Here is a 25,007-nt window from a genome sequence, read left to right as displayed (position 1 = left end):
CGACGGGCAGGGGGAACCTGTACCGCGCTGTACAGGGGGTGACGTACTCAACCCTAACGTAAGGGTAGAGTCTTCGTGAAAGGGTGGTGACCGTGCCCGGAACGAAGGACGCACACGGTTCTCCCGCAGGGAGGACGATGCACATCGGTGAGCTGGCCGAGCGGACCGGCCTCTCGCTGCGCACGATCAGGCACTACGACGACGTCGGCATACTGCCGGCCACCGGCCGCACCGAGGGTGGCTTCCGCGTGTACACGGAGACCGACGCGAGCCGGCTGGTGCTGATCCGGCGCATGAAGCCGCTCGGTTTCACCCTCGACGAGATGCAGGAACTGCTCGCCGTCACCGAAGCCCTGGACGTGGAGGAGGACCCGGATGAGCGGACACGGCTGCATGCGGCCCTGGACGTCTTCCGGTCCTCGGCCGAGGAGAGGCGCGAGAAGCTCGCCCTGACACTCGAGCGCGCCGACGAGTTCATCGAACGGCTCCGCCAGTACTAGCACGGCGTCGCCACCGCCGTTCTGCTCCACGGGGCCGCCCTGTCCATCATGGCGACCCTTCACATCCGTCGGCGGAGCCACGACGGGATGATTACAGTGGGCGCATGACTGAGACTTCTTCCACGCAGCTCGGCGCGCCCGCCGATCCCGCCCCGTCCGCACTGCGCGCCGTCGTCACCGGAGCCAGTTCCGGCATCGGTGCCGCCACGGTCCGTGCGCTCCGCCATGACGGGTGGGACGTCGTCGCCGCGGCCCGCCGCCTCGACCGCCTGCAAGCGCTCGCGGACGAGACGGGTGCCACCCCGCTCGCCCTCGACGTCACCGATCAGGCGTCCGTCGATGCGTTCTCCGCGGAGGTGACGGCTGCGGGACCGGTCCATGCGCTGATCAACAACGCAGGCGGTGCGTTCGGTGCGGACCGTGTTCTGGACACCACCACGGCGGACTGGCAGTGGATGTACGACGTCAACGTGCTCGGTTCCCTGCGCATGACGCGGGCACTGCTCCCGGCACTGCGCGGGGGCGGTCAGGGCAGCGTCCTGTTCCTCACGTCCACCGCCGCGATCGCCGCCTACGAGGGCGGCGCCGGCTACTGCGGTGTCAAGGCGGCGCAGCAGTCCATGGCACGAGCGCTCCGCCTCGAGGAGGCAGAGAACAACATCCGCGTCATCGAGGTGTCGCCCGGTATGGTGCACACCGAGGAGTTCTCACTGAACCGCCTCGGCGGCGACCAGAGCGCTGCCGACAAGGTCTACGCGGGAGTGGCGAACCCGCTGACGGCCGACGACGTCGCCGCAGCCATCGCCTTCACCCTGAACGCCCCGCACCACGTGAACATCGATCAGCTCGTCCTCCGTCCGCTGGCGCAGGCTGCCAACCACAAGGTGCTGCGGTCGAGCTGACATGGCGGTGCCGTCCCTGACCGATCTGCGCCGACGGGGCCGCGCGATGCTCAGTCGGGGCCGCGCGATGCTCAGTCGGGGCCGCGCGGCGATCAGTCGGGGCCGTCCGGGCCGCTCCGGCCCGGCGCCAGATACCCGACGGCAGGCGTCACCGGCGGTGCTCCTCCTCGTGAACCCCACCGCCGGACGCGGGCGTGCCGGGCGCCTCGGGCCATCCGTCGTGGACGCCCTGCGGCAGCAGGGCTACTCACCCGCCGTCGTGGTGACGGGAAGTCTCGCCGAGGCCACGCAGTGCGCCCGACGTGCTGCGGAGGGAACGATCGTGGCCGCCCTCGGCGGCGACGGCTTCCTCGGAGCTGTGGCGGCGGGCGCGAGGGTCTCCGGTGCCGTGGTGCTGCCGCTGGCCGGTGGACGCGGCAATGACACCGTCAGGAGGCTCGGACTTCCCCTCGATCCCGTGCGCACCGTTCGGGCGATACGCGAGCTGAGCATCCGGCCCATCGATGTGGGCCTCGTCAACGGACGACCCTTCCTCGGCGTGGCCCACGCGGGCTTCGACGCGCTGGCCAACGAGTACGGCAACGCCGCCCGGTTCCCCCTCGGACCGTTCGTCTACCTGTACGGCGGAATCAGGGCCTTCCGTGCGTGGCGTGACGTCACGTTGACGGTGGGCGTCGACGGCCAGGAGCGCTCCTCCACAGGGTGGTTCGCAGCCGTCGGCGGCGTCGGCCACTACGGCGGGGGACTCCGGATCTGTCCGAACGCTGAGATCGACGACGCACTCCTCGATGTGGTCTCCCTCGGGAAGTCCTCGATCGCGAACGTCGTCGTCGTCTTCCTGCTCTCCTACAGGGGCCGCCACCTGGGGCGGCCCGGCGTCACCTCCCGACGCGGCCGCGTCATCTCGATCAGCGCGGACCGGGAGCTGAACGCGTATGCCGACGGGGAACTCGTGGGTCCGCTGCCCATGACGGTGACCGTCGATCCTTCAGCGTTGCACGTGCTGCTGCCGGGCGACCGGCCTCGTAACGCAGCCCCGCTCCGCCGCCGACGGTGACCCGCGCACCTGCACCTCGGCAGTACTCGAAAGTACTTGCCAAAGTGGAAAGTTATTGCGAGAGTGGATCATCATCACTTCTCAGCAGGGGGAACACCATGAACGAGACCGACATGCCGACCGCACCGGACGCCGACGAGGCCCGGAGGCTCCTCGCCCAGGCGGACCAGATCGGCGGGAGCGTCCGGACCGGCGCGGGCTGGCCGCAGATCAGCCTGCTGCTCGGGCTCGGCGCCATCTCCTCGCTCGGCGTCATCGCCCTGGCCTACGCGGCACAGATCCCCGGTGCCTCGATCGTCCTGCCGATGGGTGCGATGCTCGTCTGGCTCGCCATCTTCGTCACCATGGCTCTGGTCTTCGCGCAGACGGCCAAGCGTGGGTTCGGGGCTCGTTGGGGCCTGTACATCGGAGGATGGAGCGTCCTGTGGGTCGCGGGCATCATCCTCGCAGGCTCCGTGTTCGTGGGCGATCTCGGCTTCGCCGCCGCCCACGCCGCAGCACTGACGCTGCTGACGGCCGGGTGCGCCCTCTACGAGGCACGACGATGAGCGCGCAGGACACGCCGGCCCATCCGCGGCATCTCCTCGCGGAAACACTCGGTCATCCCGTGCGGTTCTCGCTCATGGCCGCGCTGGCGCAGACGGAGGAGTTCGACTTCGCGACCCTGCGTGACCATCTCCAGGTCTCCGACTCCGTGCTCAGCAAGCAGGTGGCTGCGCTGGAGACCGCGGGCTACGTGAAGGTGCGCAAGGGGTTCATCGGCAAGCGCCCGCGGACGTGGCTCAAGGCCACGAAGGAGGGCCAGGCGGTCTGGCGGAGTCACCTGGCCGCCCTGCGGGAGATCGCCGCAGACCTCTAGGCGTCCTGCCTCAGGAGCGTGGCGACACGCTCAGCACCACGGAGTAGTTGTCCAGGGTTCCGGGCAGTGCATGCGACGGATCGAGGTGCTGCCCCCGCTCCACGCGCGGGTCGTGATCGCCGACGACGGAAGCCAACGCCGCGCTCGTCAGCAGGAGCACGAGCTGCTTGCCGGGGCACACCACCGGTCCGTCGCTGAAGGGGACGAGCGGCCAGCCGTCGTCCTCGTCGGTCAGCCAGCGCTCCGGCGAGAAACCGTGCGCGTCCCGCAGATGGCGATCGTCGCGGTGGAAGTAGGGCGCGTAGAGCAGGACGCCGCAGTCCGCCGGCATCGTCCCGTCAGCCCACTCCACGGGCCGCGTGCTCTGCCGCAGGATCATCGGCGTCGTCGGCCACAGCCGCAGCGACTCCAGGATGCTCGCGCGCAGGTAGGGGAGGAACCGGCGCCCGGAGGTGTCCGCGTCCGCCTCACGGCGGGCGGCAGCCATCGCCTCCGGATGCGTCGCGAACACGGTCAGCGCCCGGAAGGTCGCCATCCCTGCCGGGTCGAAGGCGAAGAGCCACTGGGGTACCTGCTCCGCCGGCTCGGCGCCGTCGCCCTTCGGGGCGGCTGCCATGACCGCGGCGAGGCTGCCGGGCTCGGCGTCGGCCAGTTCGTCGGCCACCCGCCGGAGGAACGCCGCCCGCACCTTCCGCCGCTTCGGCCTCAGGAAGGCCCAGTTACCGTCCTTCCGCAACCGGATGATCATCGCGGTCAGGTCCTTGTCGTCCCGCGCGTGGTCGCCGAACACCACCCGGCGGACCACCCGGTACCAGGCGTCGAGGAAATCGTCCCAGGGCAGTGAGCCCCCACGTGCAGCCTCGGCCAGCAGCTGCCGCATCTCCTCCTCGACCACGGGCACGAAGCGGTCCGCCAGATGGTGCACGGGATGGTCCGTGTCCAGGACCTGTTCCTGCAGGGCACGGCGTACGGTACGGACCGGCCCTCGGGAGAGGAGGACGTTGTGGGGCTGGAAATGGGACAGCGCGGCTTTCTTCTCGCTGCTCGCCGGGGAGAAGGGCTCCGGCGACGCGGCGAGGAGGGCGTTGGCGTCCTCCGGCGCCAGCACGATGGCCTGCTTCCGCAGGGGCACCTTCAGCAGGAGCGGACCGGTGGGGTACTTCGCGTGGATCGTCCTGACGATCCCGACGGCCCTCGTGTCGAGGTCGAGGCGCGCCGCCAACGCGACCGCCCAGGGCCGTCTGATGATCGGCCCCTTCGCGACGGTGGGCAGGAACACCCCGAGCAGGAGCCGTCCCGTATCGAGCGCGGAAGCGGTGGGGAGTGCGGGACTCGACATGCGGCGGTGTCCATCCTGTAGCGGTCGGGTGCCCCCCACCCTGCCAAGACCGCCCGCGCGGCACAACGCCCGTTCCGCAGCCCCCCGGCCCTTGCTTCTCCTCGCGCACACCTTTCGACAACGATTTCCGCCCGGGGCTAGACTGGGCGCACAAGCATCGACCCGGCCATCACCGGCGAGCTTCCGGAAGAACGGACGCCTCAGGGCGGACCAGTAGAACCGGACGGGCAGGCCCGTGACAGCCCGTAACGAGCGGCAGCCCAGCCCTCGTGACCGCAGCGAGCGGCACGGCGGCGACGGCGGCAAGTGAGGTGGTACCGCGGGTGCGGTGCTCCCGGCACCGGTCAGGCAACCGGTGGCGCGGGGCCGGCAACCGTCCTCACGGCAGGACTCCTGCTCCACCCACGCCGCCGTACACAGGATGAGATTCATGCCGCAGATCTACCCCAAAGCCGTGTCACCCGACGAGAACGGGGCGAACCAGCCGCACGGACCGTCGCCGCGCTTCCCCGACCTCGAGGAGCGCGTCCTCCGCTACTGGGAGCAGGACGGGACCTTCCAGGCCTCCATCGACCAGCGGGACGCCGGCGACGACGGCGCCAACGAGTTCGTGTTCTACGACGGGCCCCCCTTCGCGAACGGACTCCCGCACTACGGGCACCTCCTGACCGGGTACGCCAAGGACCTCGTGGGCCGCTACCAGACCCAGCGTGGGCACCGCGTCGAGCGCCGCTTCGGCTGGGACACCCACGGGTTGCCCGCCGAACTCGAAGCCATGAAGCAGCTCGGGATGACGGACAAGCAGCAGATCGTCGCCATGGGCATCGACAACTTCAACGACGCCGCCCGTGCCTCCGTCATGAAGTACGCGGGGGAGTGGCGTGACTACGTGACGCGCCAGGCCCGCTGGGTGGACTTCGACAACGACTACAAGACGCTCAACCCGGAGTACATGGAGTCGGTCCTCTGGGCGTTCAAGACGCTCCACGAGAAGGGCCTGACCTACAACGGCTACCGCGTTCTGCCCTACTGCTGGAACGACGAGACCCCGCTGTCCAACCACGAACTCCGCATGGACGAGGACGTGTACCAGGACCGTCAGGACCAGACCGTCACCGTCACGTTCCCGCTCCTCGTCGGGGATTCGCAGCTGTCGAAGGACCTCGCCGGAGTGCAGGCCCTCGCCTGGACCACCACCCCCTGGACCCTGCCCACCAACGCGGCGCTCGCCGTCGGGCCGGGCATCACCTACGCCGTCGTCGAGGCCGTGCGCGACGGCGTGGCCGGACGCTACCTGATCGCCGAGGACCTGCTGGGGAACTACGCCCGGGACCTCGGTTTCGCCGATGCCGCCGCCGCACGCGACGCCGTCACATCGCGGCACCTGGGCACCGAGCTCGAGGGTCTCACCTACGAGCCGCTGTGGGGCTACCTCACCGACCCGGAGGAGGGCGGCTACCGCAACGCCTTCCGCATCCTCGTGGCGGACTACGTCACGACGACGGACGGAACGGGCCTCGTGCACCAGGCCCCCGCCTACGGCGAGGAGGACCAGAAGATCTGCGAGGAGGCCGGCATCCAGGTCATCCTCTCGGTCGACGAGGGCGCGAAGTTCCTGCCGATGTTCGGGCGCGGTCCGCTGGCCGAGATCGTGGGGCTGCAGGTCTTCGACGCGAACCGGCACATCACCCGCGTGCTGAAGTCCGAGGGCCGGCTCGTCCGGCAGGCCAGCTACGTGCACAGCTACCCGCACTGCTGGCGCTGCCGCAACCCGCTGATCTACCGCGCCGTGTCCTCCTGGTACGTCGAGGTCACCAAGATCCGCGACCGCATGGTGGAGCTCAACCAGGACATCACCTGGATCCCCGGGAACGTCAAGGACGGCCAGTTCGGCACCTGGCTCTCCAATGCGCGCGACTGGTCCATCAGCCGCAACCGTTTCTGGGGAAGCCCTATCCCCGTGTGGCAGTCCGACGATCCCGAGTACCCGAGGACCGACGTCTACGGATCCCTCGCCGAGCTGCAGGCCGATTTCGGCCGGCTGCCGCTGAACAAGCAGGGCGAGGTGGATCTGCATCGTCCGTTCATCGACGACCTGACCCGGCCGAACCCGGACGACCCGACCGGCCGCTCGACCATGCGCCGGGTCGAGGACGTGCTGGACGTCTGGTTCGACTCCGGCTCGATGCCCTACGGCCAGGTGCACTACCCGTTCGAGAACGGGCAGTGGTTCGACACCCACAATCCTGCCGACTTCATCGTCGAGTACATCGGGCAGACGCGCGGCTGGTTCTACATGCTGCACATCCTGTCCACGGCGCTGTTCGACCGCCCCGCGTTCCGCAACGTGATCAGCCACGGGATCGTCCTCGGTTCCGACGGCCAGAAGATGTCGAAGAGCCTCCGCAACTACCCCGACGTCTCCGAGGTGTTCGACCGCGACGGCTCCGACGCCATGCGCTGGTTCCTCATGGCCTCGCCGATCCTCCGCGGCGGCAACCTCGTGGTCACCGAGCAGGGCATCCGCGACGGAGTCCGTCAGGTGATCCTGCCCCTCTGGAACGTGTGGCACTTCTTCAGCCTGTACACCAACGCGGCGAACGGAGGACAGGGCTACGAGGCGAAGACCGTGACGGCCGAGGCCGCCGCGCAGCTCCCCGAGCCGATCGACCGCTACATCCTGGCGAACACCGGCAACCTGGTCCGTGACCTCACGGCGTCCCTCGACGCCTTCACGATCAGCGACGCCTGCGAATCGCTGCGCCGGTATCTCGACACGCTCACCAACTGGTACGTGCGCCGGAGCCGCCAGCGGTTCTTCGAGGAGGACACCGACGCCTTCGACGTGCTCTACACGTGCCTGGAAGCGGTCTGCCGTGCCGCGGCGCCCCTGCTGCCGCTCGTCACCGAGGAGATCTGGCGCGGACTGACCGGCGGGCGGTCGGTGCACCTCACCGACTGGCCGGACGCTGCGTCGTTCCCGGCTGCTCCGGACCTCGTGGAGCGGATGGACCGGACACGGCAGGTGTGTTCCGTCGGTTCGAGCCTGCGGAAGGCCGCGAACCTCCGCGTGCGCCTGCCGCTGCGCGAGCTGACCGTCGTCGCTCCCGGTGCAGGCACACTGTCCGGCCAGTACTCCTCGATCATCGCCGACGAGCTGAACCTGAAGGGCGTCCGCCTGGTGGATTCCGCGGACGCCGAGCCGGCGGAATTCGGCATCTCGCAGCGGCTCGTCGTCAACGCCCGTGCGGCCGGCCCGCGCCTCGGCAAGAAGGTCCAGACCGTCATCAAGGCGTCCAAGTCCGGTGACTGGTCCGTGTCCGACGACGGCGGCGTGACAGCGGGCGGCCTCGCCCTGGAGCCGCACGAGTACACGCTCGACACCGTGGTGGAGGGCAACGGGGCGACGTCGAAGGCGGTGACGGTCCTCCCGGGCGGCGGGTTCCTCGTCCTCGACACCGAGGTGACGGACGAGCTGGCCGCCGAGGGCACGGCGCGCGATGCGATCCGTGCCATCCAGCAGGCCCGCCGCGACGCCGATCTCGACATCAGCGACCGCATCTCCACGACCATCACCGTGGCACCCCATCAGGTCCGGGCGCTCGAGGCGAACGCCGGGCTGATCCGGTCCGAGACCCTCACGACGGAGCTCCGCATCATCGCGGACGACGCCGCGGGAACCGAGTTCGGCATCACCGTAGGGAAGCAGGAGCAGGACCATGAGTGAGACCAGCGACACACAGGCGGGCGCGGCGGACAGCGGTCGGGAGGCGGACGGCTTCTCCGTGGAGAGCGTCTATGCCGAGCTCCTGAGCCGCGCACCGGAGCACAGGATGGAACCGCGCATGGCCCCGCTGCACCGGGCCATGGAGATCCTGGGGGAGCCGAACAGGACCTTCCCGATCATCCACATCACCGGCACCAACGGCAAGACGTCGACGGCGCGCATGATCGAGAGCATCCTGCTGGCGCACGATCTCCGCACCGGACGCTTCACGAGCCCCCATCTGTCACGCGTCACCGAGCGCATCAGCATCGACGGTGAGCCCGTGAGCGACGGCACGTTCGTCCGCGTCTGGGACGAGATCAAACCCTACGTGGACATCGTGGACGGCGAACTGCTCGTCGCCGGTGAGCCGCGACTGACCTATTTCGAGTGCGTCACCATCCTCGCCTTCGCGATCTTCGCCGACGAACCGATCGACGTGGGCGTGATCGAGGTGGGGCTCGGCGGGATCACCGACGCGACGAACGTGGGCGACGGCCAGGTCGCCGTGATCACCCCGATCTCCCTCGACCACACCGAACTGCTCGGTGACACGGTGGAGGACATCGCGCTGGAGAAGGCCGGCATCATCAAGCCCGGAGCCTTCCTGGTCAGCGCGATCCAGCCGCGCGATGCCGCGCAGGTGCTCCTCGAGCGGGCTCGCGAGGTCGGAGCGGAGTTCCGTTTCGAGGGCGTCGAATTCGGCGTGGAGTCGCGGACGGTCGCCGTCGGCGGTCAGGTGGTGTCCTTGTCCGGCCTCGCAGGGCGTTACGGAGAATTGCTGGTGCCGCTGCACGGTGAGCACCAGGCCGAGAACGCGGCGGTCGCCGTCGCCGCGGTGGAGGCGTTCCTCGGGGGAGGGGAGCGGGAGCTCGACACCACCCTCGTGCGGAACGGCCTTCGCGCCGTCACCTCCCCGGGGCGCCTCGAAGTGGTCCGGACGGCACCGACCATCGTCGTCGACGCCGCGCACAATCCGGCCGGTGCGCGTGCCGCCGCCAGGGGCATCAGAGAGGCCTTCGACTTCTCGCGCCTGGTCCTCGTGATCGGGGTGCTGCAGGACAAGGATGCCGCCGGGATACTCGCGGAGCTCCACGAGGAACTGGGCGGGATCCTGGAGGACGTGTGCCTGACGCAGTCCACCTCGCCCCGATCGGTTCCGGCCGCTGACCTCCTGCAGGCCGCCCTCTCGGCGGGCTTCGCCGAGGAGAACATCACCATCCTCCCGGCCCTCGACGACGCCCTCGAGTGGGCGGTCATGAAGGCCGAGGAGAACAACGACCTGTCCGGCGGCATCCTCGTGACCGGTTCCGTCACCGTGGTCGGCGAAGCCCGGACGCTCCTAGGGAAGTAGGCAGGCATGGCACGACGCATGACGAAGGCCCAGCGCGAGTGGCGGCCCGGGATGCCGAAGAAGCGGCGTTCCACGAAGGTCATGTTCGCCTCGACCGTGCTCCTGCTCGAGGCGTTCGTGGTCTTCTTCGCCACCCTCACCGTCTTCGGGCTGCGGCGTGACGAGATCTCCCCGCCCGTGATCCTGACCTCGGGTGCGATCCTCAGCGTCCTCCTGGTGTTCACCTGCGCAGTCGTCACGAAGAGGTGGGGTCTCGCGGTGGGCTGGGTGCTCCAGCTCGTCATCATCGCCGGCGGATTCCTGGAGCCCGCGATGTTCGTCGTCGGACTCGCGTTCGCGATCACCTGGCTGTACGGGCTGAGGCAGGGCGCGCGCGTGGACCGCGAGAACGTGGAGCGGGACCGGTTGCAGGCCGAGTGGGAGAAGGCCCACCCGGAGGAAGGACCTGCCGTTTAGTAGAGTCGGGGGTGAACCCCGACATCCGCGCCGCCTCCCGTGGCGCCCCACCCCCAGGAGACCCATGAGCACCGAGCGCACCCTTGTCCTCGTCAAGCCCGACGGCGTGGCACGTGGCCTGACCGGCACCGTCCTCGCCCGGATCGAGGCGAAGGGCTACACCATCGCCGAGTTGAAGCAGGTGCACGCGACGCGTGAGCTGCTCGAGGAGCACTATGCCGAGCACGTGGGCAAGCCCTTCTTCGAGCCGCTCGTCGAGTTCATGCTGAGTGGTCCCGTTGTCGCCGCGGTGTTCGAGGGCCAGCGGGTCATCGAGGGCTTCCGGTCGCTCGCGGGTACCACGGAGCCGACGACGGCCGCGCCGGGCACCATCCGCGGCGACTTCGGCCGTGACTGGGGCCTGAAGGTCCAGCAGAACCTCGTCCACGGGTCCGACTCCGCGGAGTCCGCCGAGCGGGAGATCGGGATCTGGTTCGCCTGATTCCCACCCCGTCCGTGCCAGTTGCCCCGGGTCATGTGCCCGGGGCAACTGTGTTGGTAGGTTAGGTGCATGATGACCTACCGCAGACTGGGCACCTCCGGGCTCAGCGTTTCCACCGTCGGGCTCGGCTGCAACAATCTGGGCCGAGCAGGCACCGCCTCCGAATCCCAGAAGGGGACGGACGCCGTCGTGCATGCCGCGATCGACGCCGGCATCACCCTCTTCGACGTCGCGGACATGTACGGCAAGGCGCCGGGTGTCAGCGAGATCCAGCTCGGCGAGGCGCTGGGCTCACGGCGCGACGACGTCGTCCTCGCCACCAAGTTCGGCCTCGACATGGGAGGAGTGAACGGCCCCGACTGGAACGCTAGAGGCTCACGGCGGTACATCGTCCGCGCGGCGGAGGCCTCTCTCCGCCGTCTCGGTACCGACTGGATCGACCTCTACCAGTACCACGCGCCCGATGCCCTCACGCCGATCGAGGAGAGCCTCGCGGCGCTCGACGACCTGGTGACCAGTGGCAAGGTCCGGTACGTGGGGCACTCCAACTTTGCCGGCTGGCAGATCGCCGAGGCGGAGTTCACGGCGCGCAGCGGCGGCTACACACCGTTCATCTCGGCGCAGAACCCGTACAACCTGCTGGACCGCCGGCTCGAGCGCGAGGTGGTCCCGGCCGTCGAGGCGTACGGACTCGGGGTGCTGCCCTACTTCCCGCTCGCCAACGGTCTCCTGACCGGCAAGTACCGGCGGAACGAGGTACCGGAGGGAAGCCGACTCACCCATTCACGCCAGAACGTCCTCGACACCGCCGACTGGGACCAGCTCGAAGCATATTCGGCCTTCGCAGCCGAGCGCGGTGTCAGCGAGGTGCAGGTCGCCTTCTCGTGGCTCGCGGCCCAGCCGGCGGTCGGCTCCGTGATCGCCGGAGCCACCACGCCGCAGCAGGTGCGGCAGAACGCCGGGGCCGCCGACTGGACCCCGACCGACGAGGACCTCGCCGAACTGGATCGCATCTTCCCGGCGCCGACGGCCTGAGTCCGGGCCGGGGGGCGATTCCGAAGTGGTCGTCTACCGTGCCATTCAGCCGTGTAGGCCGAGACCTGCAGGGTCAACCGACATACCGACCCATGAGGTACCGCCGTGTCAGGCGGACCGTGCCGTCACCCGGCCGCGAGACCCGACATCCGGTCCACGAGCCGATCAGCCGTCGCCCACCAGAGTCTGTTCACCGCGAAGTAGCGATCCGACGGGTCGAGCGGCGTCGCCCACGGCTTGTCGATGATGTAGTGGATGTTCTTCACCGCCGCCGGATCCCAGACCGACGGGTGCTGGTGCGGCAGGGTTTTCAGCGCGTTGTAGACGTAGGGCAGCGGCTGCCAGCGGTCCCTGTAGTACTCGTTGAGGAAGTCCTGCTCGGCGAACGGGTAGCGTGACAGGTCCTCGACGGCCGCCAGCCGGCCCACCATGTCGTCGAGGACGGCCTCGTCGGGCGACAGCACGAGGAAGCCGCCGTTGAGGTAGTTGTCCGTCGCGTCCGGTTCGGTGACATGGTCGCCGCCCCGGCAGTGCGTGTAGAAGCAGGTCTCGGGTGTCCAGCTCGGCGGGTAGCTCGCGATCCGGTTGGGGTTGCACCGGCAGGCGTGGCAGGCGGCGATGGCGCCGTCGACCAGGTCCAGCGAGAACAGCTCGTCCATGGTCCGGGTCACGAGCATGTCGGCGTCCAGGAAGACGACGCGTTCGAACTCGGTGAGGCCCCACACGGCCAGCTTGGTCCACACCTCCGCGAAGCGGGCGTTGGCGTAGCTGTCCGCCGACCCGCCGGCCGGGCGCAGCGGTGCGACGTCGCGCAGGAGGCACCCGTCGTTCTGCAGGAGGCGCCGGGCCTGCCCGTCGATCCCCTCGGTCACCATGACGACGAGGGGGGCGGTGCTGCCGGAGGCCTCGAGCGACGCCCGGAGCGTCCGGACCCCGATCAGGTAGTCGGGTTGGGTCAGCAAGGTCACCCAGGCGTTCATCGGTGGTGTTCCTGTTCTGGCAGTCACGGGTAGCGAAGGGAGCCGGTCAGTCGAGCAGGGCGGCGGTGAACGTGTTCGCGAAGCGGTGCTCCGGGTCCAGGGTCTCGCGCACCCGGCGGAAGGCCTCCCACTGCGGGTAGAGCGCCGGCCAGTCGTAGAGGGACTCGTCGAAGTACTTACCCCAGTGCGGACGGCCACCCTCCTCGGCCAGGGCCCGCTCCACGGCCCGGAGGAAGCTGTCACCCTCCTCGGACAGCGAACCGTCCGCCGAGTAGTAGACCACGAAGCCGAAGTAGCAGGTGTCCTCGCCGTTCGACGGGCTCAACCACGCGTCCGACGGGCCGGTGCAGCGCAGGATCACCGGATAGTGCATGCGAGGCTGGGTCTCCGCGTGCCAGTCCTTGATTGTCCTGATCACCCGTCCGGCCTTAGCGAGCGGGATGCCGATCTCGACGTTGATCTGGGGGGTCGCGATCCCGCGGCAGAACACCTGGTAGATGTCCCCGGTAACGTCGGTGAAGTCCCGGAAGCGCGACACCGTGCGGAGCGACTTGCCGTTGTCGGCAACGCCCCTCGAGTCGGCGCGCAGCAGGCGCAGCGTCGATTCCACGGTGGTGTTCATCGTGGCGTTGGTGCCGGCGTGTTCCAGCAGCTTCCCGCCTCCGGTCCTGTACCTGGAGACCTCGTCGTCGGACGCCTCGTTGGCGGTCCACACCTGGACCTGGTTCTCCTGCGGGAACCACCACGCCTTGACCAGGAGGTTCTCCCGGTTCCAGGCCTCCAGGTCCGCTTCCAGGGTGTCGGCGTCGACCGCCTGCTTGACGCAGGTGTAGATCAACGACTCCCGTGTGCGCAGCGTCACGGCGGTGATCACGCCCAGTGAGCCGAGGCCGAGCTGCACGGCGCCGAAGTCGGGATGCTCCTCGTCGAACTCGGCGATCGTGCCGTCGGCCAGGACGATCCGGATCGAGAGCGCGTCGCCGGCGATCGAGCTCTGCTGCAGGCCCTGACCATGGGTTCCCGTGGACACCGCGCCGGCCAGGGTCTGCTCGGCGATCACCCCGGGCGAGGCGTTGAGCATCTGCCCCCGCGCGGTGAGGAACGCGTACACCTCGGACAACGGCGTCGAGCCGGCGAAGGTCACGGTGTCCTCGGTGCTGGAGATCAGGCCGCTCAGCCGGCTCAGGTCCAGCAGCGTGCCGGCCCCGTCCGCGACCGCCATCATCCGGCCGGGCGACATCCGGCTCCCGATCATCCGGACCGGGCCGTCACTGGTGGACAGGAAGTCGCAGAGCTCCGCCTCGGTAGCCGGAGTGACGACCGAGCCGGGCAGACCCAGCCGGGAGTTCCTGGCCCAGTTCCGGAGCCGGATGTCCTCGCCGGCGAGTTCCGGTTCCTGAGCGGGGTAAGCGAGCTGCGTGATTGCCATGGCGCGTCTCCTGTAGAAGTTCGCTTCTGCCTTCGAAGCCACACGGGTGTGCTGGGCGCATCCGTCGACCCGGGTGTTCCCCGGTGCCCCCGACGAATTTCGTACTTCTGTAGAAGTCCCTCCCACACCATAGCCCAGCGCAGGTCAAGCGAATGATTACACTGACAAAATGACCGTCGTATGCATCCCCGACCAGAACGCCCGAGATCTCCTGGGGGACCTCCCCGACGGAGTGGAGGTGATTGTCTGGGACGGCGGGAACGACACGCCCGATCGCCTGGCGGAGACCCTCTTCTGGGTTCCTCAGGTCGAGGACTCGACCAACCTCGTGGAGAAGTTCGCCGCGATGCCGAAGCTCGAGGTCGTCCAGCTGACGAGTGCCGGAGTGGAGGACATCCTCGAGCACGTCCCGGACGGTGTGACGCTGTGCAGTGCGCGAGGCGTGCACGGCTCGGCGGTCGCCGAACTGGTCCTGGCCGTCGTGCTCGCCACCCTGCGTCGGCTGCCCCACTTCGATGAAGCGCAGCGGCAGGGCCGGTGGGACCCGATGGAGGCCGATGACCTGCGCGACAAGCGCGTCCTGATCATCGGCGCCGGTGACCTCGGGGAGCAGACCGCGCGCCGGTTGAGGAGCTTCGACGCCCGCCCGGTGTTCGTGGCGCACACTGCCCGGGACGGCGTCCATGCGACGTCGGAGCTGCCGGGCCTGCTGCCCGAGGCCGACGTGGTGGTGCTGACCGTTCCTCTCACGGCGGACACGACGGGTCTCGTGGACGCGGAATTCCTGTCCCACATGCGTGACGGCGCCCTGCTGGTCAACGTGGCACGCGGAAAGGTCGTCGACACGTCCGCGCTGCTTGCGGAGCTGACCGGCGGTCGGCTGCGCGCCGCGCTGGACGTGATGGAGCCCGAGCCCCTGCCGGCTGATCACCCTTTGTGGTCAGCCCCGAACCTGATCATCACCCCGCATGCGGCCGGGTCCGTCAGCCAGTCCGGCCCCCGTGCCTTCGCGCTGGTCAATGCTCAGATGCACCGGTATCTCGCCGGCGAGGAGCTCGTCAACGTCGTGAAGAGCGCAGACTGACGGGTCAGGCGAAGGCCGTGAAGTGCGGGCCGAGGGTGTCGAGCCATGCCACCGGATGCACGGCCACGGTCGCCGCTCCGGGCCGTTCCCGTGCAGCGGCAACCGCTTCCTCCAGCGCAGCCCCGGTCCGGGCGAACGGATAGCGGTCCAGGACCCAGCGGCGGTTCGCTGCGCGCACCGGTGTCAAGGTGTTCAGCTCCTGCATCAAAGCCGCCACCCTGTCGCGGAGGAGCAACGGCCGCTGATCCGGGATCCGCCACGCGCCGGGGGCCTCGAACAGTTCGTGGCCACCACCGCCGTCGTAGCCGACGACGAGACAGCCGGCCGCCAGGGCCTCGGCGACGGGCAGACCGAAGCTCTCGGTATGTCCGAGCGCGACGAAGACGGCAGTGCTCGCCAGGGTCGCCGCCACCTCCGCCCGCGGAGCCTGGACCAGCTCCACCAGATCGACCCCTGAGAGCCGCGGGTCGCCGGCCAGCAACCGCTTCAGCAGCGAGGCCTCCCGCGGCCGCTTCTTGGGGAACCAGCACACCCGCAGCTGGTCGCTCGCCGAGGGCGCGAACAGCTCGCCGTCCACGGGGTTGGGCACGTGGCTCACCGGCAGACCGGGAAGTGCTGCGGCCAGCACGTCGCGGCTCTCCTCGGACACCACCCAGACAGCCGGCGCCGGTGACCAGCCGGGGAAATCCTTGCCTGGCGTGCCGGCAGCGAAGGTATAGAAGTGGTTCTGGTTGAAAATGACCTTCCGGGCTCCGGGCGCCGGATCGCGGCCCTGGACGGTCGGGGTCTCCGGCAGCACCAGGAGGTCTTCAGCGCCGATCGTAGTGGTGGCGCCGAACAGCATCGGCACGTCGTCGGGGATCCAGTCGGTGCGATCGTCCTGGTCGGGCAGCCACAGCCAGGCCTCGTGGCCGCCCTCGCGGAGGAGCCGGACGTGCTGGGTCATGACATGCACACCGCCACTGTGGTGGGCGGTGGCGAAACCCGCATAGACGATCCGCCCCGGCGACAGGCCGGGACGAGTGGTCATGCCGGAGGTGTCAGGTACCACGAGGCGCCGCTGCCGACGTTGTGGGCAGGGAAGGAATCCGGGCCGAGCCCGACCTCCGCCCGCCAGTCGTCGCCCCACTTGGCGTCCAGACCGTGGAGGATCTCCGCGCGGTTGTCCTCCGAGGTCTGGCCGGTCCGGTTCATCGTCTGCCGTCGCAGGTGCGAGACATAGGCGCGTTCGGTGACCACGCACCGCAGGCCGGCCGCGCGGACCCGGATCGCCAGGTCGATGTCCGCGCCATAGCCGTGCCGGGTGAAAGTCACCTCGTCAAGGCCCCCGAGTTCGACGACGGGGGGCACCGCGAAGGCGATCGCCGTCCCATCGCAGAAATCGACGTCGCGCAGCACGTCCTGCGGGACGTAGTCTGCGGCAGTGGGCGGGATGGTCCGGGCTCGCTGGTGCAGCCAGAAGTCGTCGTAGCAGGCAGCCGCGATCGCGATGTCGTCCGCGGTCGAGAACGTCGCGAGCAGCCCGTCGAGGAACCCGGGCGACAGGCGGATGTCGTTGTTCAGCACGACGCAGACAGCATGTCCATCGCGGCTGGACGTCTGCAGGGCCCAGTTCGTGGCGCCGATCCAGCGCAGGTTGCGCCCGGGGCGGTTGACCGAGATGTTCCCCTGCGGGAGGACGTAGTCGCCGGCGTTGTCGACCACGACGATCCGCACGTCCGGATCGAGATCATTGCCGTCGCGGCACAGGTCACCGACGACGGCGTCGGTCAGCTCCGGTGAGCCGAACGCCGGGATGACCACCAGGGTCGACGCGGTGGTGCTCGGAGTGGTCACTGCTCGGTGCGGGCGGCACGGCCCCCGCGGTCGCGGTACAAGGTGGTCACGAAGATCGATTCCCGTCAGCTCAGGTGGACTGGTGCCACGGCTCTGAAGACTACCGCGGATCTGCTGCAGCACCGTCCAGCAGGCACTGCGGTGCGGGTCCCGTCACTCGCGCCGGAGGAGCCATGATGCGGCTGGCCGCCTTGTCGTCGTCGGGGTACCGCCCCAGCGTTGCCGTGCAGTGCCCACCCTTCGGGCCCCTGAACGTCACCCGGGCCGTGCTGCCGGTCATGCGCGCCCAGCGAAGCGGCCACGTCATCACCTTCAGCTCCACCGCCGGCCTCGCCGGCCAGGAATTCGTCGCCGTGTACTGCCCCTCGAAGTTCGCCATCGAGGGGTGGATGGAATCGCTGCGCTTCGACCTGGAGCCGTACGGCATCAACCCCACGATCGTCGAACCCGGGTTCTTCCGCACCGAGCTGCTCGTCGAGGGCGCGTCCACGAACTGGCCGGAACTCTCCATCGAGGACGACGACGAGCGCACCCGGAGCACCATCGAGGCCTGGAAGTCCATGAACGGCAAGCAGGGCGGAGACCCGGCGAAGCTCGCTGCCGCCCTGATCACCATCGCCGCCGAGGAGCAGCCACCGCTGCGCTGGCTCGCCGGCGCGGACGCCGTCCGGACCGCGGAGGACAAGGCACGCCTGTTCCTCGAGCAGGCCGACGCCTACCGCGAACAGTGCAGTTCCCTCGCCCACACGACGACCAGTGACGAGTCGCGTCGCCTGATCATTGTGCGGGCAGGTGCAAACGTGTGGTGCCCGGGCTCGTCGAGACCGTCGCAGCGCCCTTCGCGGCATACACCCGATCCTTCACTCCTGACCAGGACGCCGTCGAACAGCTTCATGGGCCGCCATCGGGACCCTGACAGCAGTATTGATCGCGAATGCGCTGGACATGAGGGGCTGAGGGCGTAGTGTGCGCTTCGGCGGACATCGCTGATCCAAGGGGGGAGCATCATCATGGTTGCTGCGGGCAGACTCGCCGAGGACTCGTTCACCGCGGAGCTGCGCGGTGACCTCGTGTGGGTCGAGTGGGTCGCCCGATCGACCGTGACGGATGATGAGGCGTTCTCACTGGTCGCCAGGGCCGATGCCCTGTGCCCTGACGTGTGTCCGCCGATGCTGGTGGTGCTCAATGAGATGGTGTCCCTGAGCAGGGGCGCACTGAAGACCTTCTCGCACGGTCTGAACATCGCAGCCATGGCCCTGGTGGGTCCGTCACCGGTCGATCGGCTGCTGGTGAGCTATTTCACGGAAGTCCATCAGCCTCCGTACCCGACGCGTCACTTCACGACTGTCGAGGAAGCCACGACGTGGCTGAAGGATCATCCCCACGCCTGAGTCGTCCGCACCACGGGGATGCCGGCTACAGGCACCCCTCGTCGAAGCATTCCCTGGTCAGAGGACGATCATCGGCCGGCTGCGAACCCACGGTGTGCCCCTCGATGACGGGCGCTGACGACGCCTGATCGGGAGATTCCGGGTGTGAAGTAGTTCTGTCATGACGTGTCCTGTGCTCCTCAGAACCACGGCCTGCTGCTGGACCCGGTGTCCTTCGACCACCCACGGCACCCGATGCAGAACGGAGACTCAGCACGCTCACTCGAAGGCGCCATGGCCCAGGAAGATGCCGGGCTTTTGCGAGTCAGGAACCACCTGGTGCTGCCTCGTCTGGACAGAATGCGTCCGGCATGACTTCTCCTGCCACACCCGATCCCGTGGTGTCGCTGCTACCAGACGTTGGTGTCTGTCGCTGACGTGCACGTCATCGGCTGCGATCAGGCGCCGGTCGGTCGCGCCCGGGCAGAACGGGCGCGAGGCCGTGGAAGGCCGACAGAAGTCGCCACAGACGTGACGTCAAAGAAACGCAGAGCGCCGGTCCCGGCAGGGCGTGGTCGCTGGGGGGGGGTCTTCCCGAGCCGGATGCCGTCGTGGCGGAGGAGTTCACTCATCTCCTCGGGTTCACGAATGCCTTCGGGCTCGATCGATTCATCTGTTGCTCTTGACAACTGTCGAGACTCGAAAGGACGATGAAGCCGTTAAGGAAAGCGTTTTCCCGTTCGTGGGAGCTGGGGCTTTCTTCTGCACCAGGACATCAAGGGAGATGGTTATGGTTTCATTCGTCCACGCACGGAGATCACGACGGGCACTCGGAGCGGCGGCAGCGGCAGCCGTTGCTGCTGCGACGTTGGTGAGCATGCCTGCATCAGCTGCGCCGGAGGACACACCGGTCCGTCAGGTGGAATACCTCGATCGGGCCCCGGTCGCCGTGACGACCGAGGACGGAGTCTACGTCGGCTGGCGGATGCTCGGCCTCGACGCCGAATCTATCGGCTTCCACGTGTACCGCGACGGCGTCCGCATCACCAGGACTCCGATCACGGGCAGCACGAATCTGCTCGACGCGGAAGGGACCAGCGCTTCGGTCTACCGCGTGACCGCGCTGATCGACCAGCGAGAAGTGACTGTCACCGATGAGTTCACCCCGTGGGGGGACCAGTCCCTGGACATCCCGCTCCAGCGCCCGGCAGGCGGGACGACTCCGGCGGGGGAGACGTATGAGTACGAAGCCAACGATGCATCGGTCGGAGATCTCGACGGCGACGGCGAGTACGAGATCATCCTCAAGTGGAATCCGACGAACGCGAAGGACAACTCGCGCTCCGGCTACACCGGTAACGTCTATCTCGATGCCTACGAGCTCGACGGCACACGGCTGTGGCAGATCGACCTCGGCCGCAACATACGTGCTGGAGCGCACTACACCCAGTTCCAGGTGTTCGACTACGACGGTGACGGTCGGGCCGAAGTCGCCATGAAGACGGCGGACGCCACGGTGGATGGCGCCGGCGTCGTCATCGGCGACGCCGCAGCGGATGACCGCAACACGAGCGGCCGCATCCTCGCCGGGCCGGAGTATCTGACGGTCTTCGAGGGCACTACTGGTGCGGCCCTGGACAGCATCGACTACGTACCGGCTCGCGGAGAGCTCGCCTCATGGGGTGACACCAGCGGCAACCGGATGGACCGCTTCCTGGCCGGCACCGCCTACCTCGACGGTGAGACTCCGAGCATGATCTTCAGCCGCGGGTACTACGCCAGGACCTCCATCGCCGCGTTCGACTTCGTCCACGGCAGGATCCAGGAGCGCTGGGCATTCGATTCGACCACGGCCGGGAACCAGTTCGCCGGGCAGGGCAACCACAACCTGGCCATCGCCGACGTCGACGCCGACGGGTCTGACGAGATCGTCTTCGGATCGATGACGATCGACAGTGATGGCACTCCGCTCTACACCACCGGCCTTGGCCACGGCGACGCGATGCACGTTGCAGACCACATCCCGTCCCGTGACGGGCTCGAGGTCTACTCGGTGCACGAGAGCATGACGAGCAGCGGTCAGCGTGCCGCGACGATGCGCGACGCAGGGACCGGAGAGATCCTGTGGTCCGTCCCCGGTGCCCGCGACACCGGTCGTGGGGCTGCAGGTGACATCGACCCGACCCACGAGGGCAATGAGGCGTGGGCGATCGGGGGCACCTACAAGTTCTTCTCGAAGGTCGGTTCACTCCGGGCCGCCGACGGCACCGACCTCGGCACCAGCATTCCCGCGGCGAACTTCCTCACCTGGTGGGACGGGGACCTGCTGCGCGAGATCACCGACCACGACTACTCCGACCCCTTGGAGCTCGCCACCGGCGCGACGCCGACCATCTCGAAGTGGAACTGGGAGTCCGGCGCAGAGGATCGGCTGCTCACGCTCGACGGCACCCTCACCGGTAACGGCACCAAGGGAAACCCGGCACTCCAGGCTGACCTGTTCGGTGACTGGCGCGAGGAAGTGGTCTACCGCAGTGCCGACAACTCCTCGCTGACGATCTTCACCACCACCGATGTGACCGAGCACCGTATCCGCACCCTCATGCACGACCCCGTCTACCGTCTCGGCGTCGCCTGGCAGAACACCGCGTACAACCAGCCCCCTCACACGAGCTTCTTCCTCGGCGAGGGAATGACCACGCCTCCCGCGCCGAGCATCGCCTACGTCGACGCCCCGGTCCTGGATGAGACAGCACCGGTCGTCACGGGGCTGAAGGACACCAAAGTCGGTGCCAGACGTGGGCTCACGGTCGACGTCCGGGCAGAGGACGCCGAATCGGGCGTCCGCTCGCTCATCGTCACCTTCGACGGTCAGGAGATCACTGGAGCCGACGGCCGATACGACCTGCCCCTCGACGGGCTGAAGGGCAGCTACGAGCTGATCGCGACGGCGGTCAACCACGCCGGCATCGAGACAACCGCTACGGCCGAGATCACCGTGCGACCCGGTAACGGCAAGGCCCAGTAGCACGCCGCGAAGCATGTCACTGGCAGTCGAGGAACGGGTGGTGGGGCAACGCCCTACCACCCGTTCCACTGCTCGCGGTGGCCGTCGCTCGCGGGGAGCGCGCCGTCGACAGAGCGCGGCGCAGCCGCCGGCGGCATCAGGCCCGGTGGAACGCCTTCCCGCGGACGCGCTCGGAGGCGCCGACCCGGTCGAGATACGGTGTGATACCGCCCAGGTGCATGGGCCACCCTGCTCCCATGATCATGCAGAGATCGATGTCCTCGGGCGCCGCGACCACACCCTCGTCGAGCATGCGTCCGATCTCGTCCGCCAGCGCGTCCTGCGTCCGGCGGAGCACCTCGTCGGCGGAGGACGGCGAAGCATCGCGCTCCAGGAGGGCGAGCGTGGTCTCGGGGACGGTGGAGGAGCCGTCCTCCTGCTTCTGCCACAGCCCCTTCACGCCCGCGTCGATCAGCTTCTGCTGGTTCGCCGAGACGTGGAACCTGTCGCCGAAGGCCGAGTGCAGCGACTCCTGCACATGCTGGCCGACGGGCAGACCCACAAGGGCCAGCAGCATGAACGGCGTCATCGGAAGGCCCATGGGCTGCAGCGCGTTGTCGGCCGTCGCCGCGTCGGTCCCCTCGTCGAAGACGGCGGTGATCTCCCCGAACATGCGTCCCAGGATGCGGTTGACCACGAAGGCCGGCGCGTCCTGCACCAGCACGGCGTTCTTCTTCAGGCCCTTGGCGAGGACGAAGGCCGTCGCGAGGACGGCGTCGTCGGTTTTCGGCGCGCGCACCACCTCGAGCAGCGGCATCGCCGCGACGGGGTTGAAGAAGTGGAAGCCGACCACGCGCTCAGGGTGGCTCAGATCCGCGGCCATCTCGGCGACGGAGAGCGAGGACGTGTTGGTCGCGAGGATGCAGTCGGGGGAGACCACGGCCTCCACCTCCGCGAACACCTGCTTCTTGACGGAGAGTTCCTCGAAGACGGCCTCGATCACGAAGTCGGCGTCGGCGAACGCGTCCTTCGAGACGGAGCCGGTCACGAGTGCCCTCGTGCGGTTCGCCGCGTCCTGGGACAACCGCTTCCGACTGAGCATCTTGTCGATCTCGGCGTGGACGTACGCCACGCCCTTGTCCACGCGCGCCTGGTCGATGTCCGTGAGGACCACCGGCACCTTCAGCTGGCGCGCGAAGAGGAGTGCGAGTTGGCCCGCCATGAGTCCGGCCCCCACGACGCCGACCTTCGAGACGGGCCGCGCGAGCTTCCTGTCGGGCGCTCCGGCCGGGCGCTTGCCGCGCTTCTGCACGAGGTCGAGGAACGCGTAGACCGTCGCGTGGAACTCCGGGGTCTGCATCAGCTCGGCGAGGGCCGTGCACTCGGCCGCCGCGGATTCCTTCTGCGTGAGCGTCAGGCCCGCCTCGAGCAGGTCCAGCACGCGCGACGGCGCCGGCGCGGCGTTGCTGGTCTTCGCCTCGACGAACGCCCGCCCCGCGGCGACGGCACCCGTCCACGCGGCGTCGTCGTAGGAACCGAGCTCGGCACGACGGCGGGTGACGGCCTCCAGTGCCTCACCGCCGGTGAGGATCCGTGCCGCCCAGAGGAGCGACTGCTCGAGGTAGTCCGCCGGCTCGAACAGGGCATCGGCGATGCCGAGCGCGTGCGCCGAGGCGCCGTCCAGGCTGCGGTTGTTGCTCAGGGGGTTCTCGATCATGACCTTGACGGCGTTCGCGGGCCCGACGAGGCGTGGGAGACGGTACACGCCGCCCCAGCCAGGGACGAGGCCGATGAACGCCTCGGGCAGACCGATCCCGTTGGCGCCCGAGGACACCGTCCGGTAGTTCGCGGCAAGGGCGATCTCCAGCCCGCCACCCAGGGCCACGCCGTTGATGAAGGCGAAGCTCGGCACGCCCAGATCCGCGAGGAGATCGTACGCCTCGTGCCCGAGCTCGGCCATGAGGCGGCCGAGGTGCTCGGACTTCACGCTCTTGACCGTGCTGAGATCGGCCCCCGCGACGAGGAAGTACGGCTTGCCCGTCACAGCGACACCCTGGATCTCACCTCGCGCAGCGCGATCCTTCAGGCCCTCGAGCGTCCGGCCGAACTCGATGAGCGTGTTCGGCCCGAGCGTCGTCGGCTTCGCGTGGTCGAGGTCGTTGTCGAGCGTGATGAGAGCCAGGACGCCGGCGCCCTCCGGCAGGGTGATGTCCTGGACGTAGGAGTGGGTGACGATCTCGGTGGGGACGAGCGCTGCCAGCTCGTCGTAGCGTTCGAAGCTCATGCTGCGTCCTGTCCGTAGTGCTCGTGGTGCGGGTTCTCCCAGATGACGGTGGCCCCCATGCCGAGTCCGATGCACATGGTGGTCATCCCGTAGCGCACCGACGGGTCCTCCTCGAACTGGCGGGCGAGCTGGTTCATGAGCCTGACGCCGGAGGAGGCGAGGGGGTGCCCGACGGCGATGGCGCCCCCGTAGCGGTTCACGCGCGGGTCCTCGTCATCGATGCCGAAATGGTCGAGGAAGCTCAGCACCTGGACGGCGAAGGCCTCGTTGATCTCGAAGAGCCCGATGTCGGAGATGTCGAGCCCCGCCTGACGCAGCGCCTTCTCGGTCGCCGGCACCGGACCGATCCCCATGACCTCGGGTTCGACGCCGGCGAAGGCGTAGGCCACGAGGCGCATCCGGACCGGGAGCCCGAGCTCGTCAGCGGCGTCGCCGGAGGCCAGCAGCGCAGCTGTCGCCCCGTCGTTGAGGCCCGCCGCGTTGCCTGCCGTGACGCGGCCATGGGCCCGGAAGGGCGTACGCAGGGAAGCGAGGTCATCGACGGTCGTGTCCGGGCGGGGAGGCTCGTCCACGGTGTTCAACGTCCAGCCCCCGCCGGCCTTCCTGCCGGCGACGGGGACGAGATCCGGCTGGATCAGCCCGGCCTCGTAGGCCTTCGCCAGCTTCTGCTGGCTACGCACGGCATAGGCGTCGGTGCGGTCCTTCGTGATGTCGGGGAAGCGGTCGTGCAGGTTCTCTGCGGTGTTCCCCATGTTCAGTGCAGCGGGATCGAAGATGCGCTCCGACATGAAGCGGGGATTCGGATCGGCTCCCGAGCCCATCGGGTGGTTCCCCATGTGCTCGACGCCACCGGCGATCACGACGTCGTACGCGCCGAAGGCGATGCCCGATGCCGTCGTGGTCACGGCGGTCATGGCGCCGGCGCACATGCGGTCGATGGCGAAACCCGGTACGGTCCGGGGGAGTCCTGCGAGCAGGGCGGCGGTGCGGCCGATCGTCAGGCCCTGGTCCCCCGTCTGGGTCGTGGCGGCGATCGCGACCTCGTCGACGCGTTCGGCCGGCAGTGACGGGTTGCGGCGCATGAGGTCGCGGATGCACTTGACCACGAGGTCGTCGGCGCGCATCCCGGCATAGATGCCCTTCTCACCTGCGCGGCCGAACGGCGTGCGGACTCCGTCGACGAAGACGACGTCGCGGACGGCACGTGCCGTACGCCGCGCGGCAGGGGTCTCGGTGTGTTGGCTCACCTGGTGCTCCTCTTCGAGTTG

General features: G+C 68.7%; 21 protein-coding genes. 14 read left to right on the top strand and 7 right to left on the bottom strand.

The window, feature by feature from the left end; all coding sequences use genetic code 11:
* The first annotated feature begins 137 nt into the window (after window positions 1–137).
* The 5 genes from FNH21_RS00500 to FNH21_RS00480 all read left to right on the top strand — a co-directional run bounded on the left by FNH21_RS00500 (window position 138) and on the right by FNH21_RS00480 (window position 3,318).
* On the top strand, window positions 138–500 hold the full coding sequence (locus tag FNH21_RS00500; protein ID WP_152811544.1) for a MerR family transcriptional regulator: 363 nt from the start codon (window positions 138–140) through the stop codon (window positions 498–500).
* Between the two features lie 104 nt (window positions 501–604).
* Window positions 605–1,402: an SDR family oxidoreductase gene (locus FNH21_RS00495; protein ID WP_152811542.1), complete on the top strand. Its 798-nt coding sequence runs from the start codon at window positions 605–607 to the stop codon at window positions 1,400–1,402.
* A 157-nt stretch (window positions 1,403–1,559) separates the two neighbouring features.
* A complete protein-coding gene (locus tag FNH21_RS00490; protein WP_191931462.1) occupies window positions 1,560–2,459 on the top strand; it encodes a diacylglycerol kinase family protein in 900 nt (299 codons plus the stop codon).
* A 98-nt stretch (window positions 2,460–2,557) separates the two neighbouring features.
* Window positions 2,558–3,007 carry a hypothetical protein gene (locus tag FNH21_RS00485; RefSeq protein ID WP_152811538.1) on the top strand — a complete coding sequence of 150 codons (450 nt, stop codon included), beginning with the start codon at window positions 2,558–2,560 and terminating at the stop codon, window positions 3,005–3,007.
* Window positions 3,004–3,318 carry a winged helix-turn-helix domain-containing protein gene (locus tag FNH21_RS00480; RefSeq protein ID WP_152811536.1) on the top strand — a complete coding sequence of 105 codons (315 nt, stop codon included), beginning with the start codon at window positions 3,004–3,006 and terminating at the stop codon, window positions 3,316–3,318. Before FNH21_RS00485 ends, FNH21_RS00480 begins: the two co-directional genes overlap by 4 nt.
* A gap of 10 nt (window positions 3,319–3,328) precedes the next feature.
* Here the strand turns inward: FNH21_RS00480 and FNH21_RS00475 are convergent, their stop codons facing one another.
* On the bottom strand, window positions 3,329–4,657 hold the full coding sequence (locus tag FNH21_RS00475; RefSeq protein ID WP_152811535.1) for a cytochrome P450: 1,329 nt from the start codon (window positions 4,655–4,657) through the stop codon (window positions 3,329–3,331).
* A 430-nt stretch (window positions 4,658–5,087) separates the two neighbouring features.
* Here FNH21_RS00475 and ileS point away from each other — a divergent pair, with 430 nt between their 5' ends.
* The 5 genes from ileS (at window position 5,088) to FNH21_RS00450 (ending at window position 11,749) form a co-directional block, all read left to right on the top strand.
* Complete coding sequence (ileS, locus tag FNH21_RS00470; protein WP_152811534.1) at window positions 5,088–8,384, top strand: isoleucine--tRNA ligase; 3,297 nt, start codon at window positions 5,088–5,090, stop codon at window positions 8,382–8,384.
* Entirely contained in the window at window positions 8,377–9,777 is a 1,401-nt protein-coding gene (locus FNH21_RS00465; protein ID WP_152811533.1) for a bifunctional folylpolyglutamate synthase/dihydrofolate synthase, read from the top strand. The genes ileS and FNH21_RS00465 overlap by 8 nt, the downstream gene beginning before the upstream one ends.
* Window positions 9,778–9,783: 6 nt before the next feature.
* Window positions 9,784–10,233: a DUF4233 domain-containing protein gene (locus FNH21_RS00460; RefSeq protein ID WP_241742680.1), complete on the top strand. Its 450-nt coding sequence runs from the start codon at window positions 9,784–9,786 to the stop codon at window positions 10,231–10,233.
* A 64-nt stretch (window positions 10,234–10,297) separates the two neighbouring features.
* Window positions 10,298–10,714, top strand: a complete 417-nt coding sequence (gene ndk / locus FNH21_RS00455) for a nucleoside-diphosphate kinase (RefSeq protein WP_152811532.1) — start codon at window positions 10,298–10,300, stop codon at window positions 10,712–10,714.
* Window positions 10,715–10,783: 69 nt separating this feature from the next.
* Window positions 10,784–11,749 carry an aldo/keto reductase gene (locus tag FNH21_RS00450; RefSeq protein ID WP_152811531.1) on the top strand — a complete coding sequence of 322 codons (966 nt, stop codon included), beginning with the start codon at window positions 10,784–10,786 and terminating at the stop codon, window positions 11,747–11,749.
* A gap of 125 nt (window positions 11,750–11,874) precedes the next feature.
* Here FNH21_RS00450 and FNH21_RS00445 read toward each other — a convergent pair whose 3' ends face one another.
* Together FNH21_RS00445 and FNH21_RS00440 are read right to left on the bottom strand one after the other, a co-directional pair.
* Window positions 11,875–12,729 (bottom strand): glycosyltransferase family 8 protein, encoded by an 855-nt coding sequence (locus FNH21_RS00445; RefSeq protein WP_152811530.1) that lies wholly within the window; start codon window positions 12,727–12,729, stop codon window positions 11,875–11,877.
* Window positions 12,730–12,775: 46 nt separating this feature from the next.
* On the bottom strand, window positions 12,776–14,158 hold the full coding sequence (locus FNH21_RS00440) for a D-arabinono-1,4-lactone oxidase (RefSeq protein ID WP_152811529.1): 1,383 nt from the start codon (window positions 14,156–14,158) through the stop codon (window positions 12,776–12,778).
* A 169-nt stretch (window positions 14,159–14,327) separates the two neighbouring features.
* On the opposite strand from FNH21_RS00440, the gene FNH21_RS00435 reads away from it, so the two are divergent.
* Window positions 14,328–15,242, top strand: coding sequence for a 2-hydroxyacid dehydrogenase (locus FNH21_RS00435; RefSeq protein WP_152811528.1), 915 nt, complete (start codon window positions 14,328–14,330; stop codon window positions 15,240–15,242).
* A 4-nt stretch (window positions 15,243–15,246) separates the two neighbouring features.
* Here FNH21_RS00435 and FNH21_RS00430 read toward each other — a convergent pair whose 3' ends face one another.
* Together FNH21_RS00430 and FNH21_RS00425 are read right to left on the bottom strand one after the other, a co-directional pair.
* On the bottom strand, window positions 15,247–16,272 hold the full coding sequence (locus FNH21_RS00430) for a glycosyltransferase (RefSeq protein ID WP_152811527.1): 1,026 nt from the start codon (window positions 16,270–16,272) through the stop codon (window positions 15,247–15,249).
* Entirely contained in the window at window positions 16,269–17,078 is an 810-nt protein-coding gene (locus FNH21_RS00425; RefSeq protein WP_191931460.1) for a glycosyltransferase family protein, read from the bottom strand. The genes FNH21_RS00430 and FNH21_RS00425 overlap by 4 nt, the downstream gene beginning before the upstream one ends.
* 176 nt (window positions 17,079–17,254) lie before the next feature.
* On the opposite strand from FNH21_RS00425, the gene FNH21_RS00420 reads away from it, so the two are divergent.
* From FNH21_RS00420 to FNH21_RS00410, 3 genes are all read left to right on the top strand, one after another.
* Entirely contained in the window at window positions 17,255–18,043 is a 789-nt protein-coding gene (locus FNH21_RS00420; protein ID WP_241742678.1) for an SDR family NAD(P)-dependent oxidoreductase, read from the top strand.
* 45 nt (window positions 18,044–18,088) lie between these two features.
* Window positions 18,089–18,469 carry a DUF7793 family protein gene (locus FNH21_RS00415; RefSeq protein WP_152811524.1) on the top strand — a complete coding sequence of 127 codons (381 nt, stop codon included), beginning with the start codon at window positions 18,089–18,091 and terminating at the stop codon, window positions 18,467–18,469.
* Between the two features lie 763 nt (window positions 18,470–19,232).
* Window positions 19,233–21,476 carry a rhamnogalacturonan lyase gene (locus FNH21_RS00410; protein ID WP_206687014.1) on the top strand — a complete coding sequence of 748 codons (2,244 nt, stop codon included), beginning with the start codon at window positions 19,233–19,235 and terminating at the stop codon, window positions 21,474–21,476.
* A 136-nt stretch (window positions 21,477–21,612) separates the two neighbouring features.
* Here the strand turns inward: FNH21_RS00410 and FNH21_RS00405 are convergent, their stop codons facing one another.
* A complete protein-coding gene (locus FNH21_RS00405) occupies window positions 21,613–23,739 on the bottom strand; it encodes a 3-hydroxyacyl-CoA dehydrogenase NAD-binding domain-containing protein (protein WP_152811523.1) in 2,127 nt (708 codons plus the stop codon).
* Entirely contained in the window at window positions 23,736–24,986 is a 1,251-nt protein-coding gene (locus FNH21_RS00400) for an acetyl-CoA C-acyltransferase (RefSeq protein ID WP_191931458.1), read from the bottom strand. Before FNH21_RS00400 ends, FNH21_RS00405 begins: the two co-directional genes overlap by 4 nt.
* Window positions 24,987–25,007 lie beyond the last annotated feature (21 nt).

It is taken from the genome of Arthrobacter bussei (genome assembly GCF_009377195.2).
GTDB lineage: Bacteria > Actinomycetota > Actinomycetes > Actinomycetales > Micrococcaceae > Arthrobacter_D > Arthrobacter_D bussei.
This window is presented reverse-complemented; position numbering and strand designations above follow the sequence as displayed.